This is a genomic window from Ancylobacter dichloromethanicus (genome assembly GCF_018390645.1).
In the GTDB taxonomy this organism is placed as follows: Bacteria; Pseudomonadota; Alphaproteobacteria; order Rhizobiales; family Xanthobacteraceae; genus Ancylobacter; species Ancylobacter dichloromethanicus.
This window is the reverse complement of record NZ_JAHBGC010000024.1, coordinates 1-18,717: the sequence shown is the minus strand read 5'-3', so window position 1 is coordinate 18,717 and position 18,717 is coordinate 1. Positions and strand designations below refer to the sequence as shown.

The 18,717-nt window shown below is 67.3% G+C and carries 14 protein-coding genes; 10 read left to right on the top strand and 4 right to left on the bottom strand.

All coding sequences use genetic code 11. The annotated features are described in order from the left end of the window. Positions 1 to 79 precede the first annotated feature (79 nt). Positions 80 to 1,171 carry a hypothetical protein gene (locus tag KHC23_RS14085; protein ID WP_246544613.1) on the bottom strand — a complete coding sequence of 364 codons (1,092 nt, stop codon included), beginning with the start codon at positions 1,169 to 1,171 and terminating at the stop codon, positions 80 to 82. A gap of 680 nt (positions 1,172 to 1,851) precedes the next feature. On the opposite strand from KHC23_RS14085, the gene KHC23_RS14080 reads away from it, so the two are divergent. Together KHC23_RS14080 and KHC23_RS14075 are read left to right on the top strand one after the other, a co-directional pair. Beyond that, entirely contained in the window at positions 1,852 to 2,421 is a 570-nt protein-coding gene (locus KHC23_RS14080; RefSeq protein WP_213373305.1) for a nitroreductase family protein, read from the top strand. Between the two features lie 3 nt (positions 2,422 to 2,424). Beyond that, a complete protein-coding gene (locus KHC23_RS14075; protein ID WP_213373304.1) occupies positions 2,425 to 3,024 on the top strand; it encodes a flavin reductase family protein in 600 nt (199 codons plus the stop codon). 87 nt (positions 3,025 to 3,111) lie between these two features. On the opposite strand, the gene KHC23_RS14070 is transcribed toward KHC23_RS14075, so the two are convergent. Together KHC23_RS14070 and KHC23_RS14065 are read right to left on the bottom strand one after the other, a co-directional pair. Further along, the gene (locus KHC23_RS14070) at positions 3,112 to 3,528 is read right to left on the bottom strand and encodes a type II toxin-antitoxin system VapC family toxin (RefSeq protein ID WP_213373303.1); all 417 of its coding nucleotides are present in this window, start codon (positions 3,526 to 3,528) and stop codon (positions 3,112 to 3,114) included. A gap of 1 nt (position 3,529) precedes the next feature. After that, complete coding sequence (locus KHC23_RS14065) at positions 3,530 to 4,063, bottom strand: DUF7662 domain-containing protein (protein WP_213373302.1); 534 nt, start codon at positions 4,061 to 4,063, stop codon at positions 3,530 to 3,532. 950 nt (positions 4,064 to 5,013) lie between these two features. On the opposite strand from KHC23_RS14065, the gene KHC23_RS14060 reads away from it, so the two are divergent. The 4 genes from KHC23_RS14060 to KHC23_RS14045 all read left to right on the top strand — a co-directional run bounded on the left by KHC23_RS14060 (position 5,014) and on the right by KHC23_RS14045 (position 13,395). Then, the gene (locus tag KHC23_RS14060) at positions 5,014 to 5,712 is read left to right on the top strand and encodes a L,D-transpeptidase (RefSeq protein WP_213373301.1); all 699 of its coding nucleotides are present in this window, start codon (positions 5,014 to 5,016) and stop codon (positions 5,710 to 5,712) included. Positions 5,713 to 5,835: 123 nt separating this feature from the next. Further along, a complete protein-coding gene (gene parA / locus KHC23_RS14055; RefSeq protein ID WP_213373300.1) occupies positions 5,836 to 6,492 on the top strand; it encodes a ParA family partition ATPase in 657 nt (218 codons plus the stop codon). 640 nt (positions 6,493 to 7,132) lie between these two features. Continuing rightward, positions 7,133 to 9,133 carry an autotransporter assembly complex protein TamA gene (locus tag KHC23_RS14050; protein ID WP_246544612.1) on the top strand — a complete coding sequence of 667 codons (2,001 nt, stop codon included), beginning with the start codon at positions 7,133 to 7,135 and terminating at the stop codon, positions 9,131 to 9,133. Continuing rightward, positions 9,133 to 13,395: a translocation/assembly module TamB domain-containing protein gene (locus KHC23_RS14045; RefSeq protein ID WP_246544611.1), complete on the top strand. Its 4,263-nt coding sequence runs from the start codon at positions 9,133 to 9,135 to the stop codon at positions 13,393 to 13,395. The genes KHC23_RS14050 and KHC23_RS14045 overlap by 1 nt, the downstream gene beginning before the upstream one ends. Positions 13,396 to 13,399: 4 nt before the next feature. Here KHC23_RS14045 and KHC23_RS14040 read toward each other — a convergent pair whose 3' ends face one another. After that, the gene (locus tag KHC23_RS14040) at positions 13,400 to 14,215 is read right to left on the bottom strand and encodes an SDR family NAD(P)-dependent oxidoreductase (RefSeq protein ID WP_213373299.1); all 816 of its coding nucleotides are present in this window, start codon (positions 14,213 to 14,215) and stop codon (positions 13,400 to 13,402) included. A gap of 146 nt (positions 14,216 to 14,361) precedes the next feature. Here KHC23_RS14040 and KHC23_RS14035 point away from each other — a divergent pair, with 146 nt between their 5' ends. The 4 genes from KHC23_RS14035 to sseA all read left to right on the top strand — a co-directional run bounded on the left by KHC23_RS14035 (position 14,362) and on the right by sseA (position 18,551). Then, entirely contained in the window at positions 14,362 to 15,810 is a 1,449-nt protein-coding gene (locus tag KHC23_RS14035; RefSeq protein WP_213373298.1) for a cryptochrome/photolyase family protein, read from the top strand. A gap of 75 nt (positions 15,811 to 15,885) precedes the next feature. Next, positions 15,886 to 16,917, top strand: a complete 1,032-nt coding sequence (locus tag KHC23_RS14030; RefSeq protein WP_213373297.1) for a cysteine synthase A — start codon at positions 15,886 to 15,888, stop codon at positions 16,915 to 16,917. Further along, complete coding sequence (locus KHC23_RS14025) at positions 16,917 to 17,630, top strand: alanyl-tRNA editing protein (protein WP_213373296.1); 714 nt, start codon at positions 16,917 to 16,919, stop codon at positions 17,628 to 17,630. Before KHC23_RS14030 ends, KHC23_RS14025 begins: the two co-directional genes overlap by 1 nt. 27 nt (positions 17,631 to 17,657) lie before the next feature. Then, a complete protein-coding gene (sseA, locus tag KHC23_RS14020; RefSeq protein ID WP_213373295.1) occupies positions 17,658 to 18,551 on the top strand; it encodes a 3-mercaptopyruvate sulfurtransferase in 894 nt (297 codons plus the stop codon). Positions 18,552 to 18,717 lie beyond the last annotated feature (166 nt).

Below are 18,717 nucleotides of genomic sequence, written 5' to 3'. Positions count from 1 at the left end.
GTTCAAACACGGTTGCGATGATGCGCGCCGCCCGCTTAAGAAAACGTTGACCATGTCGGGAAGTACGAAGCGACCGGCGTCAGTCGCCGCTGCCATCCTGAGTGTCGAGCGCGTCCGGCGTCACCTGCTCGCCCACCCGAACCTCGACCACGCCGTTCTTGCCGGATTCGACGTTGAAGACCTTCGCGTAGGTCTTGCCCTCATAGCGTGCGACGGCGGTGTACTCGCCTTCCGCCAGCACGAAAGTCGGCTCGGCCGTGATAGCTTCCTTGACGCTGTCGCCGCCGGGCGTTCCGATAGACCATTGCGTCTCGCGCAGCGGCTCGCCGCCCGCCACATTCACCAGCCGCAGCGTGACCTCGCCCGCGCGGTGGTGCAGCGTTGCATCCGTCACCTTGCCGGCCGCGACGGCCAGGTCGGCCTGGATCACGGCGTTGCCGTCGCCATAGGTGGAGATGACGTAGTAGTCGCCCGCCGGCAGGATAATGAGGTCACCGGGCAGCGCGCCGCGATAATAGGGACGGCTCGACGCCCTCCCCTGTAGGAAACTGCCTTCGAAGAGATCATACGTCACCTTCTCCGCCGGCAGCGGCTTGTCGTTGACATCGCTGTGCAGCGTCACCGCGCCAGCCGGCACGGTGAGCTGTTCGCGCCGTGATTCCTCGCCCACCACGATGCGCCTCGCCACGCTGGCGAGGCCATAGGCGACATGCACCACATAGCCGCCGGGCGAGAGGAAGAACACGGGCGCCGGATCGGCCGCCTCGGCGACCAGCGGATAGGCGCCCGAGGCCTCCGGCCGATCGGCAAAGACGCGCCAGATGAGGCCGCGTGGAATCAACCCTTCCTTCGCGCCGAAGCGCGCGCTCATGCCGATGGCGACCTTGCCGGCCGGCGGCTGGGGCAGGATGGTGTGCGGATCGCCCCCCTCCACCTGACCGGCGGAAGGTATCTTCGCCGAAGGGCCGGCACTGCCGGACGGCGTCTCGGCCGGCGGCGCGCCGACGAAAGGCAGCGCCCGCGAGGGCTGGATTCGGGACGGGCTGAACTGCGAGGGCGAAAGCGTCGAAGGCGACGTTTTGAACGGCGAGTGCTGGGCCACCGGCCCGGGCGGCACCGGCACATCCTCCAGAGCCGCCGCGGGAGACGCCAGCACCAACAGCACTGCCATCGCCGCCGCCGCGAGCCGGCACGCTGCCCCGTCGGGATGGCGATCACGCACCCGCCTTTGCCGGAGGCCGGCTACGATCTGGCGAAGGGAAGTGTGAGGAAGCTGCGACATCGCCGTCGTTGGTGCCTCCAAACAGAGGCAAATTCAAGTCGCCTGCGTCGTCGCCCCGTCGCCGCCCGGCGACGGGGCACACCACAAGGTGGTCCGGCCGTCTCGTCGCGCGCTTCCCTTGCGCCGACCGATTCGACATCACCCCATTGCCCGCCAGCAGCCCGTCATGACGCCACTTCGACCGCTCCACTAGAGGCGCGGTGGCGTCCCCGAAACGCACGGGTCGGCTCATCCTTCTAGGCGGTTGGCATGTTAGGCGGTTGGCATGCCGGCAGGCCGGCCGCCAGCAAGGAAACGGCAGCTGCGACCGCCTCGAACCGGCGCCGGCATATTCTCATCCCCATGCCCCCTTCCCGCAGGTGACCTGCTGGCTTCCAACCTTCCTTCTACGAGTCGGCCTTGCGAGTCGGGTAGCTCCCAAGACCCATACCTCCGCGGCGCGAGCGCCGGCCGCCCTCTCCGCGTCGCCATCATGCTATGGCGTGGATGAATGCCGATCGGCCCCGGCGAAAGCCACCGCCGGACTAAACCAACAGGCGCACGGCGCGCCAATCTGGAGCCATGCCTTGATGATTGACCCCGCCGCCCTCGAACTCCTGAAGACCCGCAAGAGCCCGAAGGTCTTTGATCTCGCCTTCCCCGCCCCGAACACCGCCGAACTCGATTCGATGCTCGCCATCGCCTCGCGCGTGCCCGATCACGGCAAGCTCACGCCCTGGCGTTTCGTCATCTTCGAGGGCGAGGCCCGCGAGCGGGCGGGCGAGGTCATCGCCGCCGTCTTTCGCGAGGACCAGCCGGACGCCGACGCCGACCGCGTCGACATCGAGCGGACGCGCCTCGCCCGCGCCCCGGTGGTGATCGCCGTGGTGTCGAAGGCCGGCCCGCACGCGAAGATCCCCGAATGGGAACAGACGCTCTCGGGCGCCGCTTCCTGCACCCTGCTGGTGCTCGCCGCCCACGCACACGGCTATGCCGCGACCTGGCTGACGGAATGGTACGCCTATGACCCGCGCGTGCGCGCCGGGCTGGGACTTGCGGAGAACGAGCGTATCATCGGCTTCGTCCATATGGGCACGCTCGCCCGGCCGCAGGAAGACCGGCCGCGGCCGGCGCTCGCCGATCTCGTCCTCCGGTACTGACCCATGTTCTATGAGCCCGCCCGCAAGAATCACGGCCTGCCGCACAACCCGCTCAAAGCGATCGTCGCGCCACGGCCGATCGGCTGGATATCAACCTTGACCGAGGACGGCGTGGCGAACCTCGCCCCCTACTCGTTCTTCAACCTGGTGAGCGAAAGCCCGGACATCGTGATGTTCTCCAGCGCCGGACTGAAGGACACGGTGCGCAATTTGATGGCGAGCGGGGAATTCGTCTGCAACCTCGCGACGCTCGAACTGATCGAGGCCGTCAACCTCACCTCCAAGCCGATCGCACCGGGAGAGAGCGAGTTCGACCTGGCCGATCTCGAACAGGCACCCTCGCGGCTGGTGAAGCCGCCGCGGGTCGCCGCCTCCCCCTGCGCGCTCGAGTGTGTCTGGATAGACACAGTCGACCTGAGCGACCGCCACGGCAAGGTCACCGGCAGGCACGTCACTTTCGGCGAAATCGTCGGCGTGCACATCGACGAGCGCTACATAGAGGACGGCGTGCTGCGCACCGACAGGTTGCACTCCCTCGCCCGCGACGGCTATTTCGACTATTCCTGGGTAGACGCGTTGCGCTCGCTTCCGCGTCCACGCTGAGGCGACGGGCCCGGCATATCGCCTTGCCGGGCCCGCTCTCGGCTGGACCCGGTACGGTGCTTAAATACAATTGCGCGACGGTTTCTTTCAGCAGGCGATGGCCTGCAGATATCCCGTCTCGGCATAGTCGAGCATGACCCGGTCCCGCGTCATCAGCCTGTAGCCATGGTCGCGAGCGGTGGCGATCAGCACCCTGTCGACCGGATCGAGCGGGGCCACACCCGGCAGAAATGACGACGCGATCAGTGTGTCCGGCGTCATCGCCGCCACGCTCATGCCCGGCAGGGCGGCGAGAGCCGCAAACCATTTGGCCGGCTCCATGGCCAGCCGCACGCGGCCCTGCTCCACCAGCCGCCCAAGCTCCCAGGCCGACATTGGCGAGACCGAAATCGGCGCCCCGCGCAGCCGTGCCTCGATCAGCGTGCCCCGCGCCTCATCCGAGATCGGGGCCCCCTGCGCGATCCACAGCGCGGCGCATGTGTCGAGAAGAAGCGGCATTCCCATCTCAATCCTCCTCCGGCCCACCCGGTTCGGACTTCGGACTATATTCCTGATGTGTCGTGGACGGCGCGGCCGGCGACAAAGACGGCCAGGCCGCTGCCGGCAGCTCCGGCTCGCCCTGGACGAGATCGGCGTCAGCACTCTCGTACAGGTAAATTGGCGCGGTGCTGGGCAGGGTCAGGTCGGTTCCGGGCTCGATGTGCACCGTCCCCTTCAGCCCCCCGAACAGCCCGGCCAACGGCGATCCCGTCGACGCCGGAGCGACTCGCCCCCCCGGCCCGACCGTGGGATTCGGCAGATGCCGGCTGAACACCAGCTTACGTCCGGGCATGTCGACTTCTTCGGAACGGAAGCCTGCCGCGAGCCAGGCCCGCGTCATGACACTGTTGGTTGGATTGTTGCTCCACCATGCCCGATGGTTGAACGCGGACTGTGGAAGTCGTGCGCCAACAATCCTCTCTATGTCCTCGAACGACATGGATATTCTTGGTTGAGTTCGGCTGGAAAGAAAGGTCGTCAAGGCGCTGTATTTTGACATCAGCAGCTCCCCATTTTCGCTAACAGGAGCTAACATAACTACATCAGTGTTAAAATTCTTTTGCCGAAATCGGGACCGCGACGTGACGCCCGTCGAGCTTGTGTCGGATCCGCGCCAACCAGTCGCCTTCTGATGGTCGACGTTGAGCGCCGCCAGATCCCCGTCTACCTATAATTTCCTAATAAGTGTATTATTGTTTACCCTCGCGCTTGAGCCTCTGAACCGAGCTTCATGTCGCTAATTAGAATAGCTCATCAATTTATTGATTATAATGATCTTTTCAAACACCAGACTCGCCATGAATCGCCGAGAACGTCTCTGTTGGCGATTTTACCTCCAGCTGCTTCGCAAACCCTACCTTTCATAACTATACCAGTACATTTGAAAAAACGCCTTACTGGTGAGTCCGGCCGATTTGCCTCCGCCCGCCCGGGAAGAACAACCCATCATTCCGCCCTCGCGACCTGCACTCAAAACGCCCGCTGGGCGTCACCGGCCTGAATTCGAACCACATCCATCGCCTGGCACTATCTGGATACCCTAATATGGCACCAGTAAGCTAGGCGTCATCGGGCACAGAGATGAAATATCAGACGTGTGTGTTAATTTCACCGACGATGGAATCGGCGTATGTCTGGTATTAATTTTTGTAGATATGCGTTTGATTTATTTTACTTTTTTGATATCGTATAGATGCCCTTATGGCCCTCCGGAAAGACCCAGTGAGAGACACCTTGGGCACTACTGCATATAGAAACTAAGGTAATGCAAAGTTCCTTTTCCTCGTGACGGCTCGAAAAAACAGGGACATACAGTGTCGTTTGGTCGCCACTGCGAATCGTTACGATCGGAACTCCAGCCCGTCTTGCCCCGCCCTTCACGCGCTCGGCAACTACTTGTTTACCAAGATTGCATTAAGCTTTTGAGAACGAGAGAAATGGGGTTGCATCATGCTGGTATTTGATCGTCGGGGCGCGCTTGGGCTTGCCGTCGCCGGGATTGGGGTGGCACTCGCCGGCTGCAAGCGCGGCACGTCGGCGCCCGCTCCCCTTGCCTCAATGCCGTCGGTGACCGCTTATGCGCCTACGGGGATCTACGGTCCGGTAGCGGATAAGTTTCCTATCGCCGCCGTCGACACCTCGGAGATCGACCCGATCTATCTGAGGCGCGAAGTCCCCTTTGGATCGAGCTATCCGCCAGGCACGGTGGTCATCGATCCCAGGGCCCATTTCCTCTATTTCGTCCAGCCGGGCGGCACGGCGATGCGCTATGGGGTCGGGGTCGGCAAGGAAGGATTTGGCTGGTCCGGAGCGGCGACCATTAATTCCAAGCAGGAATGGCCCGACTGGTACCCCCCGAAGGAAATGATCGCGCGCCGGCCCGACATCAAACCCCAGCTCACCGAGCTCCAGAGCGGCGAGGGCGTGGCGGGCGGGCTGTCGAACCCGCTTGGCGCCAGGGCGATGTATCTGTGGCAGAACGGCAAGGACACGCTCTACCGCATCCACGGGACGCTTGAGCCGCACACAATCGGCACCAACGTCTCCTCGGGCTGCATCCGCATGATCAATCAGGACGCGATCGACCTTTACGGTCGGGTCAAGGTGGGAACCAAGGTCGTCGTATTGGGGAGCGGGGCCGGCGTCTGACCATCGTCGCCCCGCCCCGTGCCTGCAATCTGGGATTGAAGTCGCTGAGGCGGCGCGGCGACACCGGGCGCAAGTGATTTTCGCGCAACAGTTCAGAGTCGGCTTTGGAAGGGCGAGACGACATTGAGTGGCAAAATTATCACTGTTGCTCAGCAGAAGGGTGGCTCGGGCAAGACGACCCTGGCGGCCCATCTGGCTGTTGCCCTGGCGCAACATAGCGTCCCGGGAGGCAAGGTTCGGGTCGCGCTTCTCGATTGCGATCCCCAGGGCAGCCTGGGCGAGTGGTTCGAGGCGCGTGAAACGACCTTGGGCGAGGATGGTACCGGGCTGACCTTCCGCACCGCCTCCGGCTGGGGCGCGCGCCGGGAGGCCCGCAGCCTTGTCCGCGACTACAGCTTCGTGGTGATCGATACCCCGCCCAAATCCGACGTCGAGTCGCGTCCGGCCATCGAAGCCGCCCATCTCGTCGCCGTCCCGGTCCAGCCGACGCCCATCGACCTGTGGGCCACCCAGCCGACGCTCGACATGATCGCCAAGGAGGGCACGGCATCCCTCCTCGTCATCAACCGCGCTCAATCCCGTGCGGCGCTCACGCAGGAGATCGGCGCCGCCATCATGGCCCTCGGCCATCCCGCCGCGCAGACCCGCCTCGGCAATCGGGTCGGCTACGCCGCCAGCATGGGGAAGGGACTCACCCTGCTGGAGACCGTTCCGGGCTCCAAGGGCGCTCACGAAGTCGAGGCGCTCGCCGCTGAATTCCGCCGAAGCCTGGGCGACTGACCCCATCGGCGTCGGAGCAGGGCGGCGGCCGGTTCCTCGCAAGCTGGGAACGCGCTTCTTGGAACGTGGGTCCTGGAATGCGTTTCCTGGAAGGAGCTCGAGGCCATCCGGCAGCGCCTGTCGCGCGTGCCTGCGGACCGAGGCGTCGAGCAAGGGGCAGCCGAACACACCGTCGCCATGGCGGGCGATCACCGGCCCGATCATGCGCGCCCGTCACTCACCTCGGCCGGCGGTCCGGGCAGGTCGCGCTCCCTGCCGTGCCCGGCAGAGGCCGCCCCGCAGGCTGGGCTTTCCCCAGACGGGGTCGGTCTCGCCCGCCCTGCCATGCGCAGAGGAACGGCGGACCATCCGGCTGAACAGGGTGTGAAACCGAGAGAGAACGCTCCGGCGCCGCCGCCCCCGACGGGGAAAGGCGATCGCCGCGCCGCTTCCGGCGGACAGGCCGCGCAGCGACCATCAGGGAAGACGAAATTTGCATTATTTCGCCAGCGAGGTTGACGCTTCATAGCTCCGCGCGGCAATCAGGGGGAGGCTCTCTCTTGGAAAGCCAATTTTCATTGTCGTGACGTTAGCTTCGCGGCCTTGGGGGAATCGCCACACGCCGGTGGCACTTGATGGTTGACGCGGGGGAGGGAGCGGATTGGCTGGCGGAAGGCAGAAGGGGTACCTTTGGCTTGCGCTCGTCCTGTGCGGCGTGCTGTCGCTGCTCGCGCTCTCCGGGCCGGCCTCCGCCCAGTTGCTCGGTGGCAACAATGACGACGCCTCGCAGGACGGCACGCAGGGCGGCCTGTTCGGCCCGCTGGTGAACCTGTTCAGCCCCAAGCCGATGAATGCGGCGCCGCCGGCCCCGGACGCCACGCCTTATACAGTGACCTTCGACGTCAAAGGCAGCGACAGCGCTCTGGCCGACAGGGTCAAGGCGGCCTCCAACCTCGAGCGGCTGAGCGATCGCCCGCCTTCCGGCGCCGCCGGGCTGGTGCGGCGCGCGCTGGCAGACCGACGCGACATCAATGCTGCTCTCTATTCCGCCGGCTATTATGGGGGCATCATCCGCATCCGCCTCGCCGGCTCCCCGCCGGACGCCCCCGACATTTTCGAGAGGGTCGAAGCCGCGCGCGCACGCGGTCCCGTGCCGGTCCAGGTGGATGTCCAGGCCGGGGACCAGTTCCATTTTGGCCGCGTGAACCTCGTCGACGCCAGGACCCGCCGCCCGCTGACGGACGCACCGAGCCTTGCCCAACTCCGGCTGATCCCCGGCGAGCCTGCCCTTGCCACCTCCATCGTCCGCGCCGAGGGGATCATCGTCGATCACTGGCGCGCCGCAGCCCACCCCTTCGCCCGCATCGTCGATAAGGAGGTCGTGGCCGACCATGTGAAGAAGACGGTCGACGTTACCTTCCTGGTGTCGCCCGGTCCGGTTGCCACCTTCGGCCGCTTCACAGTGACCGGAGCCGACTTCCTTACCCCGGGTTTCATCGAGGAACGCATCGACATCGCGCCCGGCACGCCCTATTCGCCACAGACGCTCGACCGGCTGCGTCGACGGCTGCTCGAATATGAGGCCATCGCCAGCGTCCGCATCCGCGAGGCCGACAGGCTCGACTCCGATGGCAGCCTGCCGATCACCATTGAGGTCTCGCCCCGCAAGCCGCGCTATGTCGGCTTCAGCGCCACCTATTCCTCCACCGACGGGTCGGCCCTCAATGCCTATTGGGGCCATCGCAACCTTTTCGGCGGCGGCGAGACTCTGCGGCTCGACGCCCAGGCCTCCTGGTTCGGCGAGAAATCCGAGGCGGTGCCCAGCGCCGATCCGTTCGGCTACAAATTCGCCGCGACCTTCGTGAAGCCCGGCATCTACACCGCGCGCAACGACCTCGTGGCCGAGGCCGCCATTCTGCGCGAGGTGACCAACGCCTATGTGCGCGAGGCGGCCACGCTGCTGGTCGGCGTTCGTCACCGCTTCAGCGACGATCTGAAGCTGCAGGTCAGCCTGGACCTTGAACAGTCCCAGGTGGAGGACAGCACGGACACGCGCGACTACGGCATCATCGGCGTCCCGTTCGAGCTGACCTACGACAATACGGACAGCAGGCTCGATCCCTCGCGCGGCTGGCGCGTGTCGGCGACGGTCGAGCCCTTCGCCTATCTCGGCGATGCCGGCGCCGGACCAACCCTGTTCAACGGCTCCGTATCGACCTATCACGCCTTCGACGAGAACAAGCGCTTCATTCTCGCCGGAAGGCTGGCGGCTGGCAGCATCATCGGCGCCGGGCTCTACGACGTGCCGCCGCAACGGCGCTTCTATGTCGGCGGTGGCGGCTCGCTGCGCGGCTATGACTACCAGTCCGCCAGCCCGCGCAACGAGGACGGCATCATCATCGGCGGGCGCAGCTTCTTCGAGGCCTCGCTCGAAGCGCGGGTGCGGGTCACCGACACGATCGGCATTGTGCCGTTCGTCGACATGGGCTCGGCCTTTGCCTCGGAATGGCCGGACTTCGACGGAATGAAATATTCGGCCGGCGTGGGCCTACGCTACTATACATCCATTGGTCCATTGCGGGTCGATCTCGCCTTCCCGCTCAATCCGGGGCCGGACGACGGCGATTTCGGCGTCTATGTCAGTCTGGGACAGGCCTTCTGATGCGGAGCGCGCTCAAAATCCTGGGCATAGCCCTGCTCTCGCTGCTGGCGCTGCTCGTGGCCGCTTTCGGCGCGCTGCAGACGCCGCCGGGCAAGGCGATGCTCGCCAGCCTTGCCTCGTCGCTCGCCTCCTCTCCCGGGCTGACGGTGGCCATTCGCGGCCTTGGCGGCTTCGTGCCCTTCGACGTGAGCGTCGAGACCATCGAACTCGCCGACGCCCAGGGTCCGTTCGCCCGCATCGAGGGTGCGCGGCTGGACTGGCGGCCGCTGGCACTGCTGTCGGGCCGGGTGGATGTGACGGATCTAGGCGCGACGCGTGTCACGCTCGACCGCCGCCCGCAACTGCCCCCCTCCGAGCCGACCGATTCCGAGGGGTCGAACTTCGCCTTGCCGGTGCGGCTGGAGCGCCTGTCGATTCCCGAGATCGTGCTGGAAGAGCCGGTGCTCGACCATGCCGCCCGCCTGTCGCTGAACGGTTCGGCGGACATCGCCTCGCTGGCGCAGGGTCTGTCGGCGACCTTCGCGCTGGAGCGGCTCGACGCGCCCGGCACGTTGACCGGCTCGGCCGGCTACGCACCCGACACCGGTCGCCTCGACCTCGACATCGCCGCCCGCGAGCCGGCCGGCGGACTGATGGCACGCGCCGCCGGCTTCGACGGACTACCGGAAATCGCTGCGTCGCTCAGGGGCGCTGGTCCGCTCGACGCCTGGGACGGGCATCTGCGCGTCACCGTCGGCGACCAGGCTGAAGCGAGCGGCGCCGCCGGCATCCGCGCCGTAGCCAACGGGCACAAGCTGAACTTCGCCATCGATGCCGATATTGCCAATATTCTGCCGGCGAACATTTCTCCGCTCTTCGAAGGCCGCAGCGAGATAGCCGGCTCAGCAACGGTCGACGATGCACAGAATCTCGCCATTGAAAACTTCACCGCCCACGCCGCGGGCTTCCAGGCCGCGCTGAACGGCACCCTCGACGCCGACCAGACTGCCGACCTCACCTTCGATGCGACACTCGGCGAGGCTGCCCGCTTCGCAGCACTGGCGCCCGGCGTTGGCTGGGACCGCCTCGGCCTTGCCGGAACGCTGAAGGGCCCGCTTCCCGCACCGACCGTCGACGCGCGAATCACCGCCACGCAACTGACGGGACAAGGCTACAGCGCCGGCACGCTCGCCGCCACGCTGCGCACCCTCCCCGACCCCTCCGGCGACCTCGCCTTCTCCATCGACGGAACGGCGGAAGGTCTGGCCGCCACCGATCCGCAGGTGGCGGCCGCCCTCGGCACACAGGGCCGCTTTTCCGCCACCGGAACGCTTCCGCCGGACGGTGCCGCCGTGCTGGAGGCTGCCTCCGCCGAATTGGCCGCCATGTCGGCCCGTTTCGCCGGCCATGTGGACGGGCGCGCCATCGATGGCGATCTCACGGTCGCCCGCCTGAACCTTGCGGCCTTCTCGCCTCTGGCCGGCCGTCCCCTCGCCGGCATGGCCACGCTCGACGCGCGGCTGTCGGCCTCCACCGATCTCACCCGCGCCAGCGCCGATCTCAAGGGCAATGCGCTGGGGCTGGAGACCGGCATCGAGCGCCTCGACGCTCTGGTGGGACGCGAGATGCGAATCGATGGCGCTCTGGCGCGCGACGGCGCCAACGCGTTGTCGGTCAACAATCTGAAGATCGACACGGAAGGTGTGGCGGCAACGGTCAATGGCCGCATCGCCGCCGACCTTGCCGACCTCACGGCAACGCTCACCCTCGACGACCTCGCGCGGATCGAGCCGCGCCTCGGTGGAGCGCTGCAGGCCAATGCCGCGTTCTCCGGCACCCTCGACGCCCTCGGCGTCAAGGCGACGCTGCAGGTGCCCAACGGCACGGCCGAGGGGCGTCCCGTCCGCGACCTGTCGCTCGACATCACCGCGTCGGACATCACCGGGGACCTCTCCGGCACGGCGGCGCTCACCGGTGACATTGGCGGCAGGCCGGCGCGAGGCAATGCCGCGCTCGCCACCGAGCCGGACGGCACCCGCCGCCTGTCCGGTCTCGACCTCGCCATCGGCTCGGTCACCGCGCGCGGCGATCTCGCGCTCGACCCGGCGGGCCTTGCCGCCGGCCGGCTGACCATCGTCGCCGGCGACCTTGCGGACATCGCGGCGCTGGCGCTCACCGAGATGGCCGGCGCCCTGAACGCCGACATCACGCTCAGCGCGGCCGACGGGCGCCAGAATGCCGATGTGCGGGCAAGCGCCGAAAAGATAAGCGCCTTCGGTCAGTCCATCGGTTCGGCCGACATCAATGGCAGCGCGCGCGACCTGCTGGGCGTGCCGCTCCTGAACGGCTCGGCCGAACTGCGCGCGCTGGACCTTTCCGGCACCGCCGTGGAGACGGCAACCTTGCGCGCCGATGGCAATGCATCCGGCACCGATCTCACATTGGAAGCGCTGGCTCAGGGCACCAGTCTGCGCGCCGCCGGCCGGCTGGAGCCGCGAACGGACGGCGCCCGCCTGCGCCTCGACCGGCTCACCGCGGCGCGGCCCGGCCTCAACGCGGCGTTGACCGCGCCGGCGACCTTCACGCTGTCCGGCGGCACCGTCGCCATCGACCGGCTGGCGCTCAGCGCCGGCGGTGGCTCCGCCACGGTCTCGGGCACGGCCGGCGAGCGGCTCGATCTCGCGGTGGACCTGCGCGCGCTACCGCTTTCGCTGGTCAGCCTTGCCGCGCCGAATGTAAACCTTTCCGGCACGCTGGCAGGCACGGCGCGGATCGGCGGCACGGGCGCGGCACCGACCGGCAATTACGACCTGCGCATCACCCGCCTGACTAATCCGGACCTCGCCAGTTCCGGCGCCGGTCCGTTCGACATCGCCGCCAATGGCACGCTCGGTAACGGGCGGGCGCAGTTGCGTGCCACCATAAGCGGACGGAACGTCCAGGGGTTTACGGTCAGCGGCTCGGTGCCGCTGGGGGCGGGCGAGGTCGATCTCGCCTTGCGCGGCGCCATCGACCTCGCCATCGCCAACCCGATGCTCGCCGCGACGGGCGCGCGTGTCACCGGCATCGCCAATGTCGACGCCACGCTGCGCGGCACGGCCACCGCGCCGCGCGCCGGCGGCACGGTGCGCCTCAGTGGCGGGCGGTTCGACGATTCCGTCAATGGCGTGGCGCTCAGCAATATAGAGGCAGTGCTCACCGGCACCGAGCGCTCGGTAACCATCACCAGCTTCCGCGCCGCCACCACCAATGGCGGCAGCATCACCGGGCGCGGCAATGTCGCGCTCGATCCCTCCGCCGGCTATCCCGGCCGTATCGAACTCGACCTCGCCAATGCGGCACTGGTCAACAGCGACCTGATGCGCCTGGTCGCTGAAGGCCGGCTCGGCATCGAGGGCGCTTTCCTGAACGGCCCGCGCCTCACCGGCCGGCTGGTGCTGCGCGCCCTCGACATCAATGTGCCCGATCGCTTTCCGGGCGGGGTGCAGGACCTCGACGTCCGTCACGTCAACGCCAGTGCCGCGTTCAAGCGCAAGAGCCCGACCGTGCAGCGCCAGCAGGAGCCGTCCGGACCGGCCCGCAACGGCATCGACCTCGACCTCACCCTGTCGGCGCCGAGCAACAATGTCTTCGTGCGCGGCCTCGGCATCGAGGCGCAACTCGGCGGTGAACTGAAGCTGAGCGGGACGACACGGGCGCCGGTGACCCTCGGCGGCTTCCAACTGCGCCGCGGCTCATTCGATTTCGGCGGCCGCCGCCTCACCTTCACGCGCGGCAACATCACCTTCACCGGCACCACCGATCCGGAGCTCGACTTCATCGCCGAGACGACCAGCACCGACATCACCGCCCGGGTACTGGTCTCGGGTCCGGCCTCCCGCCCCGTCATCAGCTTCTCGTCCACGCCGACGCTGCCGCAGGACGAAGTGATCTCCCGCCTGCTGTTCGGCCGCTCGGCCGGCTCGCTGAATGGCGGTCAGGCGATCCAGCTCGCCCAGACCGTCGCGCAGTTCTCCGGCGGCGCCAGCGCGCTCGAGAATGTGCGCCGCTCGCTCGGCGTCGACAGCCTGGAGCTGGGGGCCGATGCCGAGGGGACCGGCGGCCAGGTCGGCCTCGGCCGCCGCCTCAACGACAACATCTATCTCGGCGTGCGGCAGGGCACGTCCGCGGGATCGAGCCGCGTCACGGTGGATGTCGACGTCACCAAGAACATCCGCCTGCAGGGCGCGACCGGCGCCGACGGCGCCGCCGAGGTCGGCATCGGCGCCCAGTGGGACTACTAGCGGCTCAGGCGGTAACCACCTCTTCCAGGCCGTAGCGCGCCGCCGGCCGGCGGCGCGACAGCACGGGCGCCATGGACATGCGATCGTCCACCACCGCCTGCCACGCCGCCATGTCGGGCACCGAGGGAATGGTGATCGTCTCGCCGGCCTCCAAGCCGCGCAGTGCCGCCTCGACGAGATCTTCCGCCGACATCACCGTTTCCGGCGCCAATGCCTTCGCATCAATCCCGGCGCGGTCGAAGAACTCCGTCATCGTGTAGCCGGGCACCACCGCCTGCACCCGTACCGGCCCACCCTTCAGTTCGCTCTGCAGCGACTGGGTAAAGGCCAGCACATAGGCCTTGGTGCCGGCATAGGCACCGAGGAAGGCTTCGGGCACCAGCGCCACCACCGAAGCGATGTTGACCAGCGTCCCCCTGCCCCGCCCGGAGAAAGCGTTCACCGCGGCTACCGAGAGCCGGGTGAGAGCGGCGACATTGAGCTGCACCATGGCGTCGACCTTTCCGGCATCAGCGCCGACGACCGGCCCTTCCGTGCCCATGCCGGCATTGTTGACCAGCAAGATGATGGCGTCATCTGAGGCGATACGCGCGGCAACCGCCTCAACCCCGTCCGGCTGCCCGAGATCGGCGGCCAGCACCTCGGCGTTCCGGCCGGTCGCAGCGGCGATGGCGGCTGCGAGCGTATCGAGGCGATTGCGGTCGCGGGCCACCAGCAACAGGTCATAGCCGCGCCGGGCGAGCTTCTCGGCGTAGACTCTGCCAATGCCGCTGGAAGCGCCGGTGACGACGGCGGTGCCTCGGGGAAGGTCGGTGCTCATTATCTGGCTCCTTGGCGATGGCGCCGAATGTGGCGACCATTTTTCATGATGATCGTCATTATAAAATTTCTGCCCCCTTTACCAGCACGGCTGATCGTTTTGCCCTGCCGTTTCGTAAAAGGTGGCGAAATGCCAGGAATGCCCGCATGCCCTCTGCCATCGACCGCCCCGCACTCGTCTGGTTTCGCGACGACCTCCGCCTCGCCGACAATCCGGCGCTCGATGCCGCGCAGGCCAGCGGGCGCCGGCTGGTGCTGGTGTTTCTGCTCGACGACGTGAGCGCGGGCGTACGTCCGCTCGGCGGCGCGGCGCGCTGGTGGCTCAGCCGCTCACTGGCGGCACTGTCCGCCGAAGTTGAAGCAAAGGGCGGCCAACTGGTCCTGCGCCGGGGAGCGGCGGGTGATGTGCTGCCACGTCTCGCCCACGAGGCCGGCGCCGGCGCGGTCTATTGGAACCGGCGCTATGGCGCCCCCGAAATCGCCACCGACAGGGCGGTGAAGGCATCGCTCGTCGCGCGCGGGATCAAGGTCGAGAGCTTCGGCGGCAGCCTGCTGCACGAGCCGTGGACCGTCGCAACACAGTCCGGCGCCCCGTTCCGTGTGTTCACGCCTTTCTATCGCCGGGCGGCGGGCCAGGCCGTCCGCTCGCCCACGCGCGCGCCGTCCGCGTGGCGGCACGCTCCGGCGCCGGAAAGCGAACGGCTGGAGGACTGGGCGCTGGAGCCGACGGGACCCGACTGGGCCGGGGGGTTGCGTCAGGCCTGGACGCCGGGCGAGGAGGGCGCGCGGGCGGCGCTGGCCGACTTCATCGACGGCGGGCTCGACGGCTATGCGGGCGCGCGCGATCGTCCCGACCAGCCCTCCACCTCCCGCCTGTCGCCACATCTGCGCTTCGGCGAGATGTCGCCGCATCGGGCGTTCGCCGCCGTGCGGCATGCCGAGGCGGCCGGCGACGCTTCGGCCCGCGATATCGAAAAATTCGTCAGCGAGGTCTATTGGCGCGAGTTCAGCTATCATCTGCTGTTCCACTTCCCCGACCTCGCGCAGGCGAATTTCTCCCCCCGCTTCGACGCCTTCGAGTGGGCGAACGACACGGTGCTTGAGCGAGCGTGGCGAAGTGGCCGGACCGGCTATCCCCTGGTCGACGCCGGCATGCGCCAGCTCTGGCAAACCGGCTGGATGCATAACCGCGTGCGCATGGTTGCCGCCTCATTCCTGATCAAGCACGGCCTCACCGACTGGCGCCGCGGCGAGGACTGGTTCTGGGACACGCTGGTGGACGCCGACCCCGCCAACAACCCGGCGAGCTGGCAATGGGTCGCCGGCTCGGGCGCCGACGCCGCGCCCTATTTCCGCGTCTTCAACCCGGTCGCGCAGGGCGAGAAATTCGATCCCGAAGGCACCTATGTCAGGCATTTCGTGCCGGAACTCGCGGGGCTGCCGGCAAAATTGATCCACCGGCCCTGGGAGGCACCGGCCGACCTCCTGCGCCACGCCGGCGTGGTGCTGGGCGAGACCTATCCGCGCCCGATCGTCGATCATGCGCAGGCGCGCCAGCGCGCGCTCGACCGATTTCAGCGCATTCGCGGGGATTAGCGCGCAAGCCGGTTGCCGAGCCGGTTGCGGCCCACTAATTTCGTGGGCCTTCAAACGGCAGAAGAAATCAGGCCCATGGACATCCGCAACGGTCTCGTCGAGGCGATCGGCAACACGCCGCTCATCAAGCTCAAGCGCGCCTCCGAGGCCACCGGCTGCACGATCCTCGGCAAGGCCGAGTTCCTCAACCCCGGCCAGTCGGTGAAGGACCGCGCCGCCCTGTTCATCATTCAGGACGCGGTGGCGCGCGGCCAGTTGCGTCCCGGCGGCGTCGTCGTCGAGGGCACGGCGGGAAATACCGGCATCGGCCTCGCGCTGGTCGGCAACGCCCTCGGCTACCGTTCGGTGATCGTCATCCCCGAAACGCAGAGCCAGGAGAAGAAGGACATGCTCCGCCTCGCCGGCGCCGCGCTGGTCGAGGTGCCTGCGGTCGCCTATGCCAACCCCAACAACTATGTGAAGGTTTCCGGCCGTCTGGCCGAGGCTTTGGCGGCCAGCGAGCCGAATGGCGCGGTCTGGGCCAACCAGTTCGACAACGTCGCCAACCGCCTCGCCCATATCGAAACGACGGGGCCGGAGATCTGGGCGCAGACCGATGGCAAGGTGGACGGCTTCGTCGCCGCGGTCGGCACCGGCGGCACGCTGGCCGGCACCGGCATCGCGCTGAAGGAGCGCAATCCCGCCATCAAGATCGCGCTTGCCGACCCGTTCGGCGCGGCGCTCTACAGCTACTACACCACCGGCGAACTGAAGTCCGAAGGCTCGTCTATCACCGAGGGCATCGGCCAGGGCCGCATCACCGCCAATCTGGAAGGCGCGCCGGTCGATTTCGCCTACCGCATACCGGACGCGGAAGCGGTGCAGATCGTGTTCGACCTGCTCGAATATGAGGGCCTGTGCCTCGGCAGTTCGTCCGGCATCAATATTGCCGGCGCCATGCAACTGGCGAGGGAACTCGGCCCCGGCCATACCATCGTCACCGTGCTTTGCGACTACGGCACGCGGTATCAGTCCAAGCTCTTCAACCCCGTCTTCCTGCGCGAAAAGGGCCTGCCCGTTCCGGGCTGGCTGGAACGCAGCGTCGACGTGCCCAACGCGCTGGTATAATGGAAACGCTCCTCCTGTTCCGCGACGATGCCTATCTCAAGGAAACGTCCGCCGTGGTCACGGCGGTGACGCCGGAAGGCGGCATCATCGTCGACCGGACGATTTTCTACGCCACGGCCGGCGGTCAGCCCGGCGATCGTGGCGTGCTCGTGCGGGCCGACGGCAGCGAGATCGGCATTGAGACGGCGGTCTATAGCCCCTCCAAGGCCGAAATCGTCCACATCCCCGCCAGCGGTTACGAGCCTCCCGAGGCCGGCGAAGCAGTGGCCCTGCGGCTGGATTGGCCGACGCGCCACAAGCGGATGCGCATGCACACGGCGCTTCACCTGCTCTCCGTCGCCCTGCCTTTCCCGGTTACCGGCGGCTCCATCGGCGATGAGGAGAGCCGCCTCGACTTCGACATTCCCGAGGGCGGCCTGGACAAGGACGCAATCACCGCCAAGGTGAACGAAATGATTGCCACCGGCGCAAGGGTGAAGGAACGCTGGATCAGCGACGAGGAACTCGTTGCCAATCCCGGCCTCGTCAAGACCATGTCGGTGAAGCCGCCGATGGGCAGCGGCAAGGTGCGCCTCGTCGAGATCGAGGGACTGGACCTCCAGCCCTGCGGCGGCACCCATGTGCGCGGCTTGGACGAAATCGGCGCCGTGCAGGTGACCAAGATAGAGAAGAAAGGCCAGCAGAATCGCCGCGTGCGGCTGGCCTGGGCCTGACGCCCGCGCGCGGCGCTGGAGTGCTCCATGCCCGAATCCGACTTCCACGAATCCGAATTCCACGAATCGGACTCGCCTGACAGCAACCGCTTCGTGTCGACCGAATGGCTCGCCGCTCATCTGGGGGCGCCCAATCTCGTCATCGTCGATGGCTCGTGGCACATGCCTGCGACCGGGCGGAGCGGTCGCGAGGAATATCTCGCCGCGCATATTCCGGGCGCGGTGTTCTTCGACATCGACGCCCTGTCGGATATTTCGAGCCCGCTGCCGCACATGCTGCCCTCCGAGACGCTGTTCCGGGCGGCAATGGAATCGCTCGGCATCGGCCGGCAGATGAAGATCGTGGTCTACGACACCGAGGGTTTGTTCTCGGCGCCGCGCGTGTGGTGGACGCTGCGCGCCTTCGGCGCCGTCGATGTCGCCATTCTCGATGGCGGCTTCCCTAAATGGCTGGCGGAAGGCCGGCCGACGGAAAGCGGCGAGGCGCCCTACCTCCCGGCCCGGTTCGACGCCACGCTCGACCGCGACTGGGTCGCCTCGATCGACGACGTCGCCGCCCGGCTGGCCGATCGCCGCGCCCAGGTGCTGGACGCGCGCGCGGTCGAGCGCTTCCGTGGCGAGGCACCGGAGCCGCGTGCCGGCGTGCGGCCGGGCCATATCCCCGGCGCGCGCAACCTGCCGGTTTCCGAGGTGGTGAAGGACGGTCGTCTGGTCGACGCCGGGACGATCCGGCGGGCCGTCGAGAGCGCAGGCATCGACCTGTCGAAACCCGTCATCACCAGCTGCGGCTCGGGCGTCACCGCCGCGATCCTTTGGCTGGCGCTGGAGACCATCGGCTCGCCGCCCGTCGCGCTCTACGACGGCTCCTGGACAGAATGGGGCTCGTCCGACAAACCGGCGGCAACCGGGCCCGCGGACTGACCACAAACCGCTCGCGCAGAACTTCGCTCACGCTGAACCCGGTACACAAACGGCAACGGCCGGACCGCCTCCACGGTCCGGCCGTCTGTGTTCAGCTATCCAGGCTCAGTGCAGGATCTGGCTGAGGAACAGCTTGGTGCGCTCGTGCTGGGGGTTGGAGAAGAAC

Coding starts and splice junctions, on each gene's coding strand:
- KHC23_RS14085 (WP_246544613.1), bottom strand. CDS start 1,171: ATGGCAGTGCTGTTGGTGCTGGCGTCTCCCGCGGCGGCTCTGGAGGAT.
- KHC23_RS14035 (WP_213373298.1), top strand. CDS start 14,362: ATGCCCTCTGCCATCGACCGCCCCGCACTCGTCTGGTTTCGCGACGAC.
- KHC23_RS14030 (WP_213373297.1), top strand. CDS start 15,886: ATGGACATCCGCAACGGTCTCGTCGAGGCGATCGGCAACACGCCGCTC.
- KHC23_RS14080 (WP_213373305.1), top strand. CDS start 1,852: ATGATTGACCCCGCCGCCCTCGAACTCCTGAAGACCCGCAAGAGCCCG.
- KHC23_RS14065 (WP_213373302.1), bottom strand. CDS start 4,063: ATGTCAAAATACAGCGCCTTGACGACCTTTCTTTCCAGCCGAACTCAA.
- KHC23_RS14045 (WP_246544611.1), top strand. CDS start 9,133: ATGCGGAGCGCGCTCAAAATCCTGGGCATAGCCCTGCTCTCGCTGCTG.
- sseA (WP_213373295.1), top strand. CDS start 17,658: ATGCCCGAATCCGACTTCCACGAATCCGAATTCCACGAATCGGACTCG.
- KHC23_RS14025 (WP_213373296.1), top strand. CDS start 16,917: ATGGAAACGCTCCTCCTGTTCCGCGACGATGCCTATCTCAAGGAAACG.
- KHC23_RS14070 (WP_213373303.1), bottom strand. CDS start 3,528: ATGGGAATGCCGCTTCTTCTCGACACATGCGCCGCGCTGTGGATCGCG.
- KHC23_RS14075 (WP_213373304.1), top strand. CDS start 2,425: ATGTTCTATGAGCCCGCCCGCAAGAATCACGGCCTGCCGCACAACCCG.
- KHC23_RS14040 (WP_213373299.1), bottom strand. CDS start 14,215: ATGAGCACCGACCTTCCCCGAGGCACCGCCGTCGTCACCGGCGCTTCC.
- KHC23_RS14060 (WP_213373301.1), top strand. CDS start 5,014: ATGCTGGTATTTGATCGTCGGGGCGCGCTTGGGCTTGCCGTCGCCGGG.